Below are 15,830 nucleotides of genomic sequence, written 5' to 3'. Positions count from 1 at the left end.
AAAGCCATCCGCAAGGATTCGAGATCGCGAATCCTTTACACCAAAAAATTGAATCCTTGCTCAAATATAAATGCCTGTAACAATTCGTGATGATGTTTACTTAGAACGGCATTATGCGCGCTCGCGCGCAGTCCAAAGTTCGCCATCAAATCCACAGCATCCTTGCTGGCCGCCGGGATTATTAGTTGAGCGTAGATGAACGCACCGCGTAACCATTATGTCGTCGAAAATGAATCCAATACGCGCACACCGTGCCGCTGCACGGCTTTCGCCAGTTCCCTTCCGCTGCCCGGGATACGCGTTCGACGGACAAGTAGTCGTGCACCTGTCCAGCGTTCTCGCAGTAAGATTTCTGCGCGATAGAACAGCGTGCCGACCGCGTCGGTATGCGTCGTCTCGACTACGACGAGATCAAATGCAGGGCCGCGAACTGTGGTCGTCACCGTTTTCATCGAAATCAATCTAAGTATCTGACATCAATGATTTTATATCAAATTTCTGGGGTTGAGCCCAGGAAGCCGAAAATCATTTCGGCAATACCCGGATTGATGACGATCGAAGTGTTAACGGCGGCTAGGCTGGGGTTGACGGGGGGAGGGGCGGCATAGGCTGTTGCCTCGCCTTGGCCAGAATGGGCATGGCGATGCCCGCAGGGCATAAAGAGCCGCCCCTTCCACCGTCACCGAGCGACAAGGTTCCATGTCTATGCGGGAGTGCTGGTCCGCGGAGCGGATCGGCCAGAGACACGCGGCTCTGGTCGAAGGCATGGAGCATCGACATGGAAGAGAGCGAGGCTACCCCTGCCGGATTACAAGGAAGAGCGCATCGGAGCCGTCAGCAACGCGCCGCTGACAGCGGGACGGCGGGAATTCGCATATGCTTTGGCGGTTCCCGAGACAGCCGTAGGAGCGTCAGCATAGCGCTGCCGTTGGCGGGACGCGGGACCGACTGTCTCCGGCGAAGCATTCCGTTCGGTGACGTAGAAGCTACACCTTTCGTCGCCGCACAATCCGGCCTCTCTCATCGAGAACGGGAGGTGTCAACTTCCTCTTCTTCACGCCGACTTTCGGGGATGGCGGCGGGGCAACGGCTACCGCCGCTCTGAGGAATCCCAGGTCAAGAGGCGGCTCAAAGGCTTCGACGACTTCTTTAAGCTTTGCCGTCGTAACGCCCTTCACATAAGTGCGCCCCTCGCCACCTCCGCCCTCGTGGCCCATCACCGCATCAATATGCGATTCCTTGAAATCGGTGGATTCCAAGACGGTTCTAAAGGTGTGCCGAAAGGAATGAAACACGGTCTTTTTTCCGACGCCCAGGCCAATCTTGAGCTTTGAGAAATCACGGCTGAAGTCGGCGCTGAGCTTGCGTCCCCGGAGCCTCAGCTCCGGCGAAAACAGGTGCTGTGCACCACGCTCTCGCTGCGCGATTACGAAGTCCATGAATCCATGCTTTAGCAGCCATGAATGTACTGGAACGAGGCGTTCCCCTGCCTCGCTCTTGGGGTCCCAGTCTTCCCGCACCGCGATGTCGAAGCACTGCATTCCGTCCTTGACGACAATATCGATGCCGGGCCTCAGACGACATATCTCTTCCAACCTCATGCCGGAATGAAGAGATATGAGTGGCAGCCAGTGCAACGCACTGGAATCCAGAGCATCCCGGTATTCGCGAGACGTAAAGAACCGCTGCATGTCTTCGCGCGACCAATCATCGCGGGCGGATTTCTTGGATTTCGTTCCCGGAAACGCATGTCCAGAGAACGGCTGAAGGCTGGCGGGGACGTATTTTTTAAAGACGAGCCATTTCCAGAGCGAGTTCAGGCCGGAAAAGTGTCGCTTGACCGTCTTCATTGTGACGGTCGGTAAGGACTTATCCGCGCGGGCGCGGGCGAGTTCCTTTTTCGGCGAACCAACTGAGCCTTTGCCGTGTGTCGCGGGCAACTGAAGAGCAAGCTCTCGGAACTCGGCAGCGGTCTCGAAGGATATCTTACCGACGGGAACGTCTCCGAGCAGACCTATGAACAGCTCCACGGATTTCAGGTAGTGGTCTGGGTCCTTCAACGGCTTGTTGTGATTGTATCCGGCCGCGATGTCCTTCTGCCAAGCTTTGAGGTGGCTGGATAGCTTGGACATGCTCAATGGAGCAGCCGGAGCGCTCGGCTGTGCTGTCTGCGCAGCGGGAGCCCCTGCCACCGACTCTGGAGCGAATACTGCCTGCATTCGACGGTCGATGTACTCGCGAATTTGTCGCTGAAGCGTTGCTTCCGCTCGACGCAGGGTTTCGCCTCCCGGTCTTCCAAAGTCCGCGTTCTCAAGCGCGGCCTCGGCTTCTATCGCAAGGGCTTGGCGCGCGGTGAAGCCGTCCATAGCGCTCATTCGGATGAGTGTGTCTGGCATAGTGTCATGATACATTCGGAGCCAGCCCGGCGTCGCTGTGTCCACGATCTGGTCGAGACGACGTTTCCAGGGATCTGTGTCCAGCCAGAGGCGGACAGCAGCCCGGATGTCCTCGTCATTGACAATATAGTCGTCGTCCTCTTCGAGCATGCGGAAAAGCCTCTCCGTGCCGATAAACAGATGCGCGGCGCGCGTTCGCGCCACTTTTCGCACGGTGGTCTTTAATGACCGGTATATTTCGGCCTGTCCGAGTCGAGCTTGGAAAATGGCGGGAACGCGCCGCCGGAAAATGAATGAATCGGCTTCACGCCGCAGAAAATTTGACATCACCAAAAGCGCCCGTGTGGGGGTGCAGCGCGGGGGTATTCCCGACACTGGCGACGTGGAGCTAAGTTATTGAATTAAAACAAGGAATATGGCTGGGAAACCTGGATTCGAACCAAGATTAACGGAGTCAGAGTCCGCTGTTCTACCATTGAACTATTTCCCAACAGCCGCCGGACGATGGACGCCCCCGCGGGGAAAGCAGCGCCTCTATAATGGAATTCGCCGCGGATGCAAACACTTTAACGCCAGCGAATGCGATTTTTTGGGCAAGAGACAAGATAGTCCCTGAATAGCGGCGTTTCCAGCCTATATCTAAAATCGGCTGGCCACCGACAACAGCAGCTACATCACCAGCGCAGCATGCGCTTACCAGCGAAATATCCAACCGCCGTCACCGCAGCGACGGCGATCGGATACCAGAGCAAAACAAAGAGCGGGCTGTCGTCCGTGCAATTGGAAGCATAGAAGGTGGCGGCGATGCCGCTTGCTGCGAGCCCGGCGACCGCGCCGGCGATGCCCGGATTTTCCGGCGCTCCTTGGCGCAGTGCGAAAAGGAAGCAGGCAAGCGGGCCGATCGACAGTAGCGGAATGAAGGTCAGGCAAAAGCGGGCATTGTGCCCGATCATCCGCGCGCCCCAGCTATCGACCGGCATGACCATCATTTCGGCCAGCGCGGCAGCAGCCAACAACAGCGGGGCGGCAAAAAGCATCCAGCCCCAGGGGCGCAACGATACGCCGGGCCGGCCGATGCGGAAGACGACGGCACCGGCGGTGACGGCCAGCGCAATGGTGACGACGAATTTGAACAGGAAGCGGATCGTTTCCATGGCATTGCCGATATCGGGACGAAACCCGATTGCAGCGAAAAAGATCGCGCCGCTGATGAGGATGCCACCGACGACCGCCAGCGTCAGCGCCTGCCCGATCCGCGCGCGGACCGGCGCATCCTGCGCCAGAAGATTGATGAGGTCATCGGTTTTCACTGGTCTCGCTCCGATATAAGGCGGCAAGCGCCTTCAATGCGCGATGCAGGGCGACGCGCACCGCACCCTCCGTCATCTTCAGCCGATCGGCCGTCTCGCGCACGCTTGTTCCCTCGACGGAAATCGAGCGTACGATGGTTCGCTGCGGATCCTTCAATTGCTCCAGCATGTGATCGACATCAAGGCGATCCAAGGCATCCGTCTGCTCTTCCGCCTCCAAAATATCGATGACATCGTCGATCGGCACGCTCATATGCCGCCCGCGTCGCCTCAGGCTGTCTATCAGCTTGTTGCGCACGATGGTCGATAGCCACGGCCCGATGGGACGGGAGATGTCCCACGTTCCGCGTTTGAGATGGATCGTCAGTAGCACTTCCTGGACCACGTCCTCGGCCTCGCTTGCCGGCGCGCCGAACTGATCGCAACGTCGGCGCGCCATGGCGCGCAAATGCGGAGTGACAGTGGACAGGAAGCGATGATAGGCCTGCGCATCGCCGTCTATGGCTGCCCGCATCCAGACTGCCCATTCCTCTTCGCGCGCCGAATAATTCATTCGACATCTCCTACGCGCGACTCCACGATTTTGTTACTGGCAATGGTCATTCTTTTGCAAAACCTTGCCTGAAGCGGATTTCAGCCAGTGATTCGACCGTTATGAGACATGAAAGAGCGCAGCTTGGAAAGGCCGCTATCTGACGATCAGTCTAATAATGCCCCTCGGCCATGGTATCTTCCCTGCTTACAGAACCAAAGCTCATCCCTGCTCCCGGTATACATGCAAGGAATCGAGTAATAGACTGCTCTCGCAGGAATTTGGACAGCAATCAAACATCACCGCTAATGCTGTAATATACGCCGAGCGTTTCTATCGACGTCAGTGCAATGCAACGACGCTTTGTACGCTTGAGGGAGCCAGGATGATGAAAGACAGCGTCGTCACGGTGGCCATTGCCGGCATGCTGGCCTCCGCGGTCGCATCCCTTGTCGCCGCTCCCGCTACAGCAGCCGACAGCAAGGCCAAGGAAAAGTGCTACGGCGTTGCGCTCAAGGGTCAGAACGATTGCGCCACCGGCGCGGGCACCACCTGTGCCGGCACCTCGACAATCGACTACCAGCAGAATGCCTGGAAACTGGTTCCTGCCGGAACCTGCGAAACGATCCAGACGCCGAACGGCCATGGCACCTTGGCAGAGGGACCGGCGCCTATCTGAAAAAACCGCCCGAATGAACAGCGTCCGGGCAGAGCCCATGGACCATCATCTACCGCAAGACCGGCTCCCCATGGAATCGGCGGCGAGACGGTTTCGAAACGCCGAAGCCGACTTCCATCATCAGCCGCGGCTTTTGCGTCGGCATGGTGCCCATGTGGAAACCGAAGGGATCTTCGACGAAGCCGAAACCGGCCTTGCCGGTCAGCGTGACGGCGCTTTCCTCTCCGTAAAATCGAAGCACCTCCTCCGCCGGATGGCCGACGAGGAGCGTCAATTGATGCTTCATCCGCCGCCGTCTGTGGCTGCCCTTGACGAAGACATGCGGCCCGGTGCCTTCATCCACATCGACCAGATTGAAAAAGAACTTCAGCATTCGCCAGTCATCAAGGTCGAAATGATATTTGAACGAGGCACGGCTTAACTCGGCCTCGGAGGCCGATTTTGTCGGAAAACTCCACCAGATGCGGGTGGTTATCACCTGGGCCTGCCCGCCGAGATAATGTCGGGCGACGTCCCCGAGCAGCGGATCGCGCTGAACCGCCAGCACCGCGTCGCAATCGAGCGAACGCTCGAAAAAATGCCCGCTGAGGAGCGAGCGCCCGAATCGCGCCTCCGCATCCGTATGTTCGGGCGCCACGAATTCCAGCTTCCTGTCGAAATTGCCGAAGCAGCCGGTGCTCCCGGCAAACTCGGCAATTTCCCGATGAATATTGTCGGGCAGTATCAGGCCGGGAAAAAGCCCGTCGGTTCGCAGCGCATTGACGACAGCATCGCACTCGACCCCCGTGAACATCGATGTGCCGGCCCCTGGACGCGCCACCGGCCGCCTGGTCGCGAACCAATGCATGCGCCGAAACGGCATCGTTCGCGCCAGCAGAAACATCGGCAACCAAGCCGGATTTTCCCGCACATCCGTCAAATAGGTGGGTATGCGAACAGCCATTCGCTTGAGACGACCGCCCTGCCGGGCGATGGACTCCAAGTCATCTGCCGGGGGATTGTGCATAAGTATCCTTTCCGCACGCGCATAAATCCATGCAACAGGCCGAGGCCTATTGAGAAATTCGTTGGAAGTTGGCCACTGTAAGGCGTTGCGAGACGCCTGCTGCACTGCGGCAAATAGAAACCCACTCACCATGGTCAAGGGGCTCAAAACGCACATTTCTGCTTGTTTGACGAAAATTTGCGAGGCAATCGCCTTGCGATTTTACAAGCGATTTCAATGACTCACGGATCAGTTGTTAAATGTTGCTAATATATTTCTGGCGATGGGCGAATGGAGCATCATTCGCTGGGCCAACGCACTTGCAGCATAAATTTATTTGCCATTGCTTAGGATAAGATCGCTAGGAGCATTTACAGAGAAGGAGTGGCCGGCCGAGACTGAGGCAGAACCGGACAGTTTTGTCAAAGCCAATCGCGCCGCCAATCTACAGTCACAATCCTGTTCCGATCATCGGCTAGACGACCAGCAACTGCGAAAGAGGGCGATATGACAGAGACAGATCCGGCGGAAGGTATAGTCGATTTTGACGCGGGCGAAGGCGAAGCAGCGACCGTGGAGATGGACGACTATACGAAAAGCCTCGCGCAGGCGAAGGCCAAGTCGGTCAAGCTCGTCGACGCCATTACCGGCGCAACCCTCAAGAAGAAGGATGCGGTCCATTTCGATGACCTGCGCCCATCGCTTGCGGAATTCGTGCGCCAGAAACATCCGGGCATCCGCTCCGACGACTATATCAGCCGCAAGGCGATGGACGACTATCGCGCCCAATATATCGCCGAGCTGCTGACGGACGAGCGCGGCGAGCTTTCGAACTTGGAGGACGAAGTCGTCGAAAGCTTGAAGACGCACGACACCCTGGCCGAGAACATCGAAGAGGATTACGAGGACCATCGCTCCATCGGCGACCGAATGGCCGATATGGTCGCAGCCTTCGGCGGCAGTTGGACCTTCATCATCTCATTCTGCTTGTTCCTGACGGTGTGGATGGGCATCAACCTCGCCATGGGCGAAAGCAAAGCCTTCGACGCCTATCCCTTCATCCTGCTGAACCTGATCCTTTCGACCATCGCCGCCCTGCAGGCGCCGATCATCATGATGAGCCAGCGCCGGCAGGAAGCAAAGGACCGGTTGCGTGCCCTCAACGACTATAAGGTCAACCTGAAAGCCGAACTGGAAATCCGCCACCTGCACGAAAAAGTCGACCATCTGCTCAATCGCCAATGGGAGCGGCTGACCGAAATCCAGCAGATCCAGATCGAGATGATGCTGGAACAAGCCAAGGCGGCCACGCGCGCCCTGAAAGTCAGCAAGGCATCGAAAGTGAAGACCAATGCCTTGAAGAGCCTCTTCGGCGCCAAGCCCAAGCCCGAAGAGTCTGATGATTCACAGGAGTAGGGTCCGGCCGTCCGCTAGCGCATCGGCTCTACACAGGCATACACGTTGAGAGGCCGCCGTCGTCGCCCCGGCCTCCTCATTCAAACAGCAAATGCACCCGGTTTTCGAAATCCGGGCAATGCGAGCAAGGCTACGGGTGAACGACCACCCGCGCTTTTGCCGGCGCAGATTCGCTCGACGGTAAGCCGGCAGCCCGCCGGCAGCATAGTCGAACCCCGTCAGGACCGTATTTTTTAGTATAGACGCAACCGGTCGTGTCCGTGCGGCCCGGCAGCAACAAGGCACTTTCTGCGATCTCGGCTGCGGGTATTATCGACGACACACGTATAATGTTTTGCGCTGCGCCTGCGGCCGTGGCACCCCAAAATACGACGAGAAAACACACGAACGTTCTCATGCCCCTCTCCATTACGTTAGAGAGACAACAATAAACCTGAAGTTGTTATTGGTCAATTTAGCACTCTTAAAGTAGCTAAAACGGATGAGGCCGCGCACTTGGAGAGTTCATCGAACGGCGATTTTCGTGATGCCGCCCAAGGCGATAGATCGAATGAAGGGCGCGGGGCGCGATAATACTTACGTGTTAGCCACGATGTTAAGGTTGACTCGCTGTTAGCGCGACCTAAGCTTCAGTTTGGAACTACTACTGAGGTGTCGCCATGACCTACTTCGAGGAGACCAAAAGAATAGCATGCGAAAATGACGCCGGACGCCGCATCGTCATTATCGAACAATTGAAATGGCCCAAATTCGCCTTCTCGGACCGACCGGGAGGCCCCGTTTTCGACTACATGACGGAAGACGGCCAGATCGCCAACAAACTGGACGACGAGAATTTCCTTTTGCTGCTAACGGACGAAGTCTTCCATCGCACGTAGAGCATCCCGCTTTCAGGCGAAATCGACCGAAAGCGAAAAGTACACCCATTCGAAAGACCGGAGCGACCTTCGTGCGTTCAAATGAACGCACGCCGCTCTGGCGGTCGAAGAAAGACTCCCCAGCAGCGCGGCAAGCCTCGCACATCCCTCATACAAGATACTCCTAATGCGCCGTCGAACTCGGTGCAAATAAGGAAGGGGGATATAGCCATGGACTACGACTGGGATGGCGTGAAGACACGCCGCATGAAGATACTGAAGCTCGGCATATCACTATTCATCTTCGCCATGACTTTGGTCGGGCCGACGATGTTTCTTTTGCATTTTCGATGAGGCTGGGCGTATTCAATCGGCGGGCTGGGCTCGGCTTTTGGCGGAAGGCTTCCAGCTTGGGAAACCGGAAAATCAGCATTCTGCACAAGACAATGGCGGAGAGGGTGGGATTTGAACCCACGATGCCCTTGCAGGCATGCCGCATTTCGAGTGCGGTGCATTCGACCACTCTGCCACCTCTCCGGTTATGCTGGTCGGCGCGTTTCTCGGCGCGGGCGTTCTCATAGCGAGAGAAGGATGGGATGGCAATTCACAAGCGGTCCGCACTGGAGTGTGGCCTCACTGTGCCGTTTCCTCCATTGGAGTGGAAGACGCAACAATTCCAAGGACGGCTCCAAGCGGCACGCCGTCGTTTTCCCGGACCCAGTCCAAGTAACCAGTCGAGCTTCGTCCCTTGACCAGAGCCGAGGCTGGCGAAGGTTTTGAAAATGGGATGTCTCGCGTCAGCTCAAGGTAGTCGGCGTGCTGAGCCAGACCACCGTCTGCCATCAACTGATCACGCAACTTCTTCACGTTCGCTGGCAAGCTGTCCGTGATTTTCACGTTTATCTTTGAGCCCGCGGTCAGGATATATGCACCGTCAGAATACCGCAGGAAAGCACGGTCATCTGGCCTCTTCGGCAACGTCGCATATAGGTTAAGCGATAGGCTGGGAGCTTCAGCCGCTGGCGCATCGCTTTGTTTAGCTGGAGACACGGATGTGCGCTCCTGCACCGAAAAGAGATCGTATCCCAGCGCCTCGAGCACGTAGATCATGTTGCCGAGGTAAGTTTGCATTGTGGCGATGTCGGCGCGCGGAAGGTTAGAGCCCGTCGGCGTGTTCGAATTCGCCACGACTACTTTGCCACTGTTCCCTCTAAGGATCGCCCAGAGCTTCAGCTCCAGCCATTTCACATGCGCACGGGTAAGGTTGTCGTCTTTGCTCGTGAATATCAAGAAAGTATCGAATTCGATGGGAAACTTGCCGCTCGTGTAGCGCTGTGAAAAATCATCACTCTCGCCAACGTAGATTTCCGGCAGATCATCATCGGCACCGCTGCGAATGAGCAGGTAGACGCATGAACGGCTTAAAACCTCAGCCTCGAGTGCCTTCTTGAAGAATTCGGGCTGTCCCGTAATGGCAACGCCGGTCCAGTTGTCAAGCTCGACGGTGCGCAAGCTTCGTGGATCCTGGCCCGTGATAAAAATTTTCACGACCCGACCAACCATTTCACCATAACTCATGAGTCGATCCATTCGATAGACGCCCAAAGTGTCCATAGCACGCATCCATGCACGTATGTCAGAAGTATTGCTTTTTATTTTCAGCCTCAGCGTGCGAAAGCGGCTTCCCTAATTTCACTGACGTTCGTAATCTCCGCCCATGAGCAATGACGCCTTCCATCCTGAGGATCGTGCCCGGTTACTGATCGACCGGCAGCTGATCGGCTGTGGGTGGGTGGTCCAGTCACGCTCGGATATGAATCTAGGTGCCGGCCCGGGCGTTGCGGTGCGCGAGTTCCAGACCGCGTCTGGTCCAGTCGACTACGCCCTCTTCGTCGGCCGAAGGCTCTGCGGTGTCGTCGAAGCCAAGGCGGAAGGCACCACTCTCTCCGGCTTCTCCGATCAGGCGGCTCGCTACATCCACGATATGCCCGGCCATCTGGTCCGTGAGGATGGCCAAGTGCGTTTCGAATATGTCGCCTCTGGTAGCGAGACGTTGTTCCGTGATCATGCCGATCCGCAACCAGTCTCCCGTCACGTCTTCGCATTCCACCGCCCAGAGACGCTGGAGCTCCGGCTGCGTGAGCTGGCGACGCTGCGCGCCCGGCTTCAACACATGCCGCCCCTAGTTGAAGACGATCTGCGCAACTGCCAGATCGACGCAGTGACGAACCTCGAGCAGTCATTGGCCCAAAACCGTCCTCGCGCCTTGGTGCAGATGGCGACCGGTGCCGGCAAGACGTTCACGGCAGCGACCCTAAGCTATCGCCTGCTCGCTCATGCTGGCTTCAAACGCATCCTCTTCCTCGCCGACCGGGCAAACCTCGTCCGCCAGACGCGCGATGAATACCTCGCCTATCGCCCTCCCGGCACCGGTCGTTCGTTTTCGGAGATCTATAACGTCCAGAAGCTCGGCAGCGCTGGCATCGACAAGGATGCGCAGATCGTCGTGGCAACGATCCAGCGGGTCTATTCGGTGCTGACTGGTAAGGCGCTGGATGACGATGACGAAGAGGTGTCCGCCTTTGAGACTATTGCGGGCGGGCAGGAGCGTTTCGTCAACTACAATCCGTCGATTCCGATCGAGAGCTTTGATCTCGTCATCACCGACGAATGCCATAGATCGATCTACGGGACTTGGCGCCAGGTGCTGGACTACTTCGACGCCTTCATCGTCGGCTTGACGGCGACGCCCTCGCTGCACACACTCGGCTTCTTCGGTCGCAATCTCGTTGCGCAATATCCCTACGAGCGATCCGTGGTGGATGGCGTCAACGTCGGTTTTGAGATCTTCCGCATCCGCACCGAGATCGGCGAACGCGGCTCCACTGTTAAGGCAGGCTATGATCTGCCGGTCCGCGATAAGCGCACTCGCGCTGAGCGTTATGAAACGTTGACTGAAGACTTCGCCTATGCCGCCGATCAACTCGACCGCACGGTGGTGGTGCCGAACCAGATCCGCACCGTGCTGGAAACCTATCGCGATTCTCTCTTTACGGAACTGTTCCCCGGCCGTCATGAAGTGCCAAAGACGTTGATCTTCGCGAAGGACGATCATCACGCCGAGGAGATCGTGACAATCGTCCGCGATGTCTTTGGCAAGGGCAACGATTTCGCCAAGAAGATCACCTACAAGATCGACGGTGCCGATCCGGAGCAGTTGATCCGCACATTCCGCAATGATTATAACCCGCGCATTGCCGTCACCGTCGACATGATCGCAACCGGCACCGATGTGAAACCACTTGAGGCACTGATCTTCCTACGCGACGTCAAGTCCGAGCTTTATTTCGAGCAAATGAAGGGTCGCGGCGCCCGCACCATTAGCCCGGAGAAGCTACGCGAGGTGACGCCGGACGCCCAGGCGAAGACACGTTTCGTCCTGGTCGATGCCGTCGGCGTCTCTGAAAGCCTGAAGAGCATCTCCCAGCCGCTGGAACGCAACCGGGTTATCTCCTTTGACAAGCTGATCGACGAAATTGCAGCCGGTCGCCGCGATGACGACGCTTTTGCAACACTTGCCGCGCGGCTGGCCGCCCTGGACCGTCGGATCGGCGAAAAGGACCGGGCAGCCGTTGTCAAAGCAACGGGCGGCCTCGACCTCAAGGATCTCGCGTCTCGTTTGCTTGACGCAATCGATCCTGATGTCCTGGCTACCCATGTGCCGAAGGAAGCCCCCGAGCCAGAACAGAAGCATGCAAAGGATGCAGTGAAGGAAAAGGCGGCTGCGCTGTTCGACGAACCGAAGCTTCGCGGACTGTTAAAGGATATAAAGGCTGCGGCCGACATCCGCATTGACCAGGTCTCCATTGATGCCGTCGTCTCCTCTGGCTGGGACGAGCGCAAAGCGAGCGACACGGTGGATCGCTTTCAGAAATTTCTCGAGGAAAAACAGGACGAGCTGGTTGCCCTGCAGATCCTCTATCATCGCCCCTATGCCCAGAAGCATTTGACCTATGAGGGGGTGGATGAGTTGCGGGATGCGCTGAAGCGCCCGCCGTGGCTTCTGGAACCGGTGGATATCTGGCGTGCCTATAAACGTCTCGCCTCGGAAAAGGTGCGTGGTAACCCCGCTGGCACGCTCGCCGATATCGTCATGCTGGTGCGCTATGCTATGGGAGAAGCCGAATCGCTGGAGCCGCTATCATCGCTAGTGGCCGGGCGGTTCAATCTCTGGCTTGGCCGCGAAGAAAAGGCCGGCCGAACTTATAGCGATGAACAGCGCGCCTGGCTCCTGGCGATCCGTGATCATCTAGCGGTCAATATCGAGATCCGCCCGGAAGACATCATGGACGCCCCGGAATTTGCCGGGCGCGGCGGCATGATCAAGGCACGCGGCCTGTTCGGCGCGCGCTTGCCGGCTCTGCTCGATGAACTGACGGAAGTCTTGGTGGCGTAATGGACATGACGGTGGCTCCAACGGAGCGGGAGGGCGGCTCGGACGATGAGCTCTGGGATCTGCCGACGAACTGGTGCTGGACTGAGATAGGGTCAGTCGCGCGCCTCCGCGGTGAGAAAGTCGATCCCTTGGACGCTCCGGACCTACCGTTCGTTGGGATGGATGACATCGCGAATGATGGACTTCGTATCTTACATACTAAGTCATTCGCTACGATGAAGAGCACCGGAAATAAGTTTGAGGCCGGCGACATCCTTTACGGACGCTTAAGGCCCTACCTCAACAAGACGGCGATAGCCGATTCAGAAGGAGCTGCCTCGGGCGAACTGCTGGCGATCGTCAGCAGTATCGAACCGAGATTTCTGCAATTCTATCTCCATGGTCGCCGCTTTGTGAATCAAGCGATGAGCGCGGTCAGTGGAGATCGACCTAGAATCGATTTCCCAAAAATCGGTGGCTTCTCATTCCCCCTCGCGCCCCTCGCCGAACAACGCCGCATCGTCGAACGCATCGATGCCCTGTTTGCCGAGATCGCCGATGGCGAAGCAGCGCTGGAAGAGGCGCGCAAGGGGCTGGAGACCTTCCGTCGATCCCTGTTGAAGGCCGCCGTTACTGGCGAACTCACCCGCGACTGGCGCGAAACCAACAAGCCCACCGAGACCGGCCATGACCTGCTCGCCCGCATCAGGGCTGAGCGCGCGGTAAAGGCGCCCAATGGGCGAGACAAGCGAGCGCGGGCGGGCGAGCCGCTGGACACTTCGGAGTTGCCGGATCTGCCTGAGGGATGGGCTTGGGCACGTCTCGATGAAATCATCGTGTCCGGGCCAACAAATGGCTATTCGCCGAAGACGAGTTCAGATGGGTCTGGAACTCTTTCGCTCAAGCTGACAGCCACAACTCGAGGCGAGATTGATCTGTCTGACCGAGCCACGAAGACTTTATCCGAAACGATTGAACAGGGATCTGATCTCTATCTAGTGCCGGGTGATCTACTTTTTCAGCGCGGCAACACGATCGAATATGTGGGCATAGCGGCAATTTATGATGGGCCGGAGTCTACCTACGTCTACCCCGACCTGATGATCCGTGTCCGAACCAGCGATCGCTGGTTAGCGGAGTGGATATGGCGAGTGGCCAACTCCCCAATGGGTCGGAAGTTCATGATGGACAACGCGACTGGAACTGCCGGGACCATGCCAAAAATAAGCGGCGCGATATTGCGCAGATTACCGATTCCGATCCCACCGACCTCGGAGATAGGCGAAATCCTCCGTCGAGTATCTGAAGGCCTGGCAGTATGTTCAGACGCCGTCACACTGTTTGAAGTCCAAACCGCTGACGCCGCCCGTCTCCGCCAGGCCATCCTCAAATCTGCTTTCGAAGGCACGCTCGTCCCTCAGGATCCGCACGACGAGCCTGCCTCAGCGCTACTCACGAATATATCCGCTCGCACCGTCAATCCATCCAAGCGCCATCGTGCATCGGCGAAAAAGACCAGGGGGAGAAGCAGCACATGATACGCCACACGATTGAGGCCGGTGAGAAACCGATCCTTGATATATTCTGCGACAAATATCTGTTTCGGATCCCATCGTATCAACGGCCTTACGCCTGGACTACTGAAGAAGCCAGCGAATTGCTGGACGACATCCAGACAGCTTGCGGCACCACTGGCAATGTTGCCGATGCAAGCCCCTATTTCCTGGGGAGCGTGGTGCTGATCAAGGATCCGCAAAAGCCGGAAGCAGACGTGGTCGATGGCCAGCAGAGGCTGACAACCCTCACGATCCTACTCAGTGTCCTGCGGGATCTGGCTGAACCAAAGATCGCCGGCGCAATTCATGGTTACATTTGTCAAACCGGCGACCCCATCAAGGGGACGGAGGACGTCTTTAGGCTGACGACTCGCGAGCGTGATGCAAGCTTTTTCAGAACCGCGATCCAGGCTGAGGGAGCGACTGCCACCTTGCCCGATGTGCGCCAGTTGAAGGACGCCCGCGCGCGTATGCTGGAAAACGCCGCCTTCTTGCGCGAACGCCTGAACGAATTGTCCGAGGAGCAATGCCGACGGCTGACGATGTTCATCGCGCAGCGCTGCTATCTTGTCCTCGTCGCTGCCTCGGATCAGGATTCGGCTTTCCGTATCTTCTCCGTCATGAACTCCAGGGGCCTAGACCTCTCACCGGCGGACGTCTTGAAGGCAGAGATCATCGGCGCGCTTTCTGCTGATAAGCAGGAGGAATACACTGAGAAATGGGAGGACATGGAAGACGAACTCGGTCGCGCTCGTTTCGCTGAGTTGTTCGGCCATATCCGCATGATTCATCGCAAGCAGAAGATGCAAGGAACACTCATCGCAGAGTTCAGAGAGTTTGTGCCAACGCGAAAGGCCCCGGCAAACTTCATCGACAGTGAGCTGTCCCCCTATGCTAACGCCTACGAGGAAATCACAGATCGGAGCTTCTCCAGCTTCAAAAACGCGGACGCGATTAATCGGCAGCTCACCCACCTTTCGCGCCTTGATAATTTTGACTGGCAGCCACCGGCAATTGAAGTCATTGCCCGCTATCGCGACGACCCTGATTTCATCCTCCAGTTCCTGTCGGACCTTGAACGGCTCGCCTACGGGATGTTCTTGATGCGCCGGGATCCCTCCGAACGCATACGGCGATACGGCAAGCTGCTGGCATCAATACAGGCAAAGGACGATCTTTTCGCAGAGGGTTCTGCTCTTCAGCTCGACGACAATGAAAAGCTCGAAGTGCGTAAATCCCTCGGAGGGGATATATACACTGTGACGCGCATAAGACTTCCGCTTCTGCTGCGGCTTGACGAGCTGCTGTCTGGCGGTAGTGCAGTCTACAATACGCCGGTTGTCAGTGTAGAGCATGTGCTGCCACAGAACCCACCGGCAGCTAGCCAATGGTCGATTGACTTTCCAACTGAAGCTGACAGACAGAAGTGGGTCCACAAACTCGCCAATCTGGTATTGTTGACCAGACGAAAGAACTCTCAGGCCAGCAATTATGAATTCGCCGACAAGAAGTCGAAATACTTCTCGACAAAAGCAGGTGTGGCAAACTTCGCGCTGACTAGCAAAGTCCTTGCAGAGACAACTTGGAACATCGACACCATGCAAAAGCGTCAGGCCGAGTTGATTGGAGCTATCGAGAAGCTCTGGCGGTTAGCTTAAGGACGC

The 15,830-nt window shown here is 57.2% G+C and carries 12 protein-coding genes and 2 tRNA genes; 7 read left to right on the top strand and 7 right to left on the bottom strand.

Annotated elements, in window-relative coordinates:
• Positions 1-986: 986 nt before the first annotated feature.
• From PH547_RS11045 to PH547_RS11030, 4 genes are all read right to left on the bottom strand, one after another.
• Positions 987-2,723, bottom strand: coding sequence for a DUF6538 domain-containing protein (locus PH547_RS11045; protein WP_285168254.1), 1,737 nt, complete (start codon positions 2,721-2,723; stop codon positions 987-989).
• Positions 2,724-2,812: 89 nt separating this feature from the next.
• Positions 2,813-2,886, bottom strand: a tRNA-Gln gene (locus PH547_RS11040).
• A gap of 184 nt (positions 2,887-3,070) precedes the next feature.
• Complete coding sequence (locus tag PH547_RS11035; RefSeq protein WP_104824869.1) at positions 3,071-3,706, bottom strand: NrsF family protein; 636 nt, start codon at positions 3,704-3,706, stop codon at positions 3,071-3,073.
• Positions 3,693-4,259, bottom strand: a complete 567-nt coding sequence (locus PH547_RS11030) for a sigma-70 family RNA polymerase sigma factor (protein WP_104824870.1) — start codon at positions 4,257-4,259, stop codon at positions 3,693-3,695. Before PH547_RS11030 ends, PH547_RS11035 begins: the two co-directional genes overlap by 14 nt.
• Positions 4,260-4,626: 367 nt before the next feature.
• Here PH547_RS11030 and PH547_RS11025 point away from each other — a divergent pair, with 367 nt between their 5' ends.
• Complete coding sequence (locus PH547_RS11025; RefSeq protein ID WP_104825277.1) at positions 4,627-4,917, top strand: BufA1 family periplasmic bufferin-type metallophore; 291 nt, start codon at positions 4,627-4,629, stop codon at positions 4,915-4,917.
• Positions 4,918-4,966: 49 nt separating this feature from the next.
• Here PH547_RS11025 and PH547_RS11020 read toward each other — a convergent pair whose 3' ends face one another.
• On the bottom strand, positions 4,967-5,923 hold the full coding sequence (locus tag PH547_RS11020; RefSeq protein WP_104824871.1) for a phytanoyl-CoA dioxygenase family protein: 957 nt from the start codon (positions 5,921-5,923) through the stop codon (positions 4,967-4,969).
• Positions 5,924-6,409: 486 nt separating this feature from the next.
• Between PH547_RS11020 and PH547_RS11015 the strand changes: the two genes are divergently transcribed.
• From PH547_RS11015 to PH547_RS11005, 3 genes are all read left to right on the top strand, one after another.
• The gene (locus tag PH547_RS11015) at positions 6,410-7,318 is read left to right on the top strand and encodes a DUF1003 domain-containing protein (protein WP_104824872.1); all 909 of its coding nucleotides are present in this window, start codon (positions 6,410-6,412) and stop codon (positions 7,316-7,318) included.
• Between the two features lie 659 nt (positions 7,319-7,977).
• Positions 7,978-8,196 (top strand): hypothetical protein, encoded by a 219-nt coding sequence (locus tag PH547_RS11010; protein ID WP_104824873.1) that lies wholly within the window; start codon positions 7,978-7,980, stop codon positions 8,194-8,196.
• A gap of 210 nt (positions 8,197-8,406) precedes the next feature.
• Entirely contained in the window at positions 8,407-8,529 is a 123-nt protein-coding gene (locus tag PH547_RS11005) for a hypothetical protein (RefSeq protein ID WP_260303210.1), read from the top strand.
• A 93-nt stretch (positions 8,530-8,622) separates the two neighbouring features.
• Here the strand turns inward: PH547_RS11005 and PH547_RS11000 are convergent.
• Both PH547_RS11000 and PH547_RS10995 read right to left on the bottom strand, forming a co-directional pair.
• Positions 8,623-8,712: transfer RNA gene (locus PH547_RS11000), tRNA-Ser, on the bottom strand.
• Positions 8,713-8,808: 96 nt separating this feature from the next.
• Positions 8,809-9,789, bottom strand: coding sequence for a DUF4357 domain-containing protein (locus tag PH547_RS10995; protein ID WP_285168253.1), 981 nt, complete (start codon positions 9,787-9,789; stop codon positions 8,809-8,811).
• Positions 9,790-9,892: 103 nt separating this feature from the next.
• Here PH547_RS10995 and PH547_RS10990 point away from each other — a divergent pair, with 103 nt between their 5' ends.
• The 3 genes from PH547_RS10990 to PH547_RS10980 are packed head-to-tail and all read left to right on the top strand — an operon-like array spanning position 9,893 to position 15,824.
• Positions 9,893-12,631: a type I restriction endonuclease subunit R gene (locus tag PH547_RS10990; protein ID WP_285168252.1), complete on the top strand. Its 2,739-nt coding sequence runs from the start codon at positions 9,893-9,895 to the stop codon at positions 12,629-12,631.
• Positions 12,631-14,148, top strand: coding sequence for a restriction endonuclease subunit S (locus tag PH547_RS10985; RefSeq protein WP_285168251.1), 1,518 nt, complete (start codon positions 12,631-12,633; stop codon positions 14,146-14,148). Before PH547_RS10990 ends, PH547_RS10985 begins: the two co-directional genes overlap by 1 nt.
• On the top strand, positions 14,145-15,824 hold the full coding sequence (locus PH547_RS10980; RefSeq protein WP_285168250.1) for a DUF262 domain-containing protein: 1,680 nt from the start codon (positions 14,145-14,147) through the stop codon (positions 15,822-15,824). The genes PH547_RS10985 and PH547_RS10980 overlap by 4 nt, the downstream gene beginning before the upstream one ends.
• Positions 15,825-15,830: the final 6 nt, after the last annotated feature.

Source organism: Rhizobium cerradonense (genome assembly GCF_030182455.1).
In the GTDB taxonomy this organism is placed as follows: Bacteria; Pseudomonadota; Alphaproteobacteria; order Rhizobiales; family Rhizobiaceae; genus Rhizobium.
Note: the sequence above shows the minus strand (reverse complement) of the source record. Positions and strands in the feature narration are given on the sequence as shown.

Bases quoted from the DNA above. Each gene is read 5' to 3' on its own strand.
- PH547_RS10995 (WP_285168253.1), bottom strand. From the start codon at position 9,789: ATGGACACTTTGGGCGTCTATCGAATGGATCGACTCATGAGTTATGGT.
- PH547_RS10990 (WP_285168252.1), top strand. From the start codon at position 9,893: ATGAGCAATGACGCCTTCCATCCTGAGGATCGTGCCCGGTTACTGATC.
- PH547_RS11010 (WP_104824873.1), top strand. From the start codon at position 7,978: ATGACCTACTTCGAGGAGACCAAAAGAATAGCATGCGAAAATGACGCC.
- PH547_RS10980 (WP_285168250.1), top strand. From the start codon at position 14,145: ATGATACGCCACACGATTGAGGCCGGTGAGAAACCGATCCTTGATATA.
- PH547_RS10985 (WP_285168251.1), top strand. From the start codon at position 12,631: ATGGACATGACGGTGGCTCCAACGGAGCGGGAGGGCGGCTCGGACGAT.
- PH547_RS11025 (WP_104825277.1), top strand. From the start codon at position 4,627: ATGAAAGACAGCGTCGTCACGGTGGCCATTGCCGGCATGCTGGCCTCC.
- PH547_RS11015 (WP_104824872.1), top strand. From the start codon at position 6,410: ATGACAGAGACAGATCCGGCGGAAGGTATAGTCGATTTTGACGCGGGC.
- PH547_RS11045 (WP_285168254.1), bottom strand. From the start codon at position 2,723: ATGTCAAATTTTCTGCGGCGTGAAGCCGATTCATTCATTTTCCGGCGG.
- PH547_RS11005 (WP_260303210.1), top strand. From the start codon at position 8,407: ATGGACTACGACTGGGATGGCGTGAAGACACGCCGCATGAAGATACTG.
- PH547_RS11030 (WP_104824870.1), bottom strand. From the start codon at position 4,259: ATGAATTATTCGGCGCGCGAAGAGGAATGGGCAGTCTGGATGCGGGCA.
- PH547_RS11020 (WP_104824871.1), bottom strand. From the start codon at position 5,923: ATGCACAATCCCCCGGCAGATGACTTGGAGTCCATCGCCCGGCAGGGC.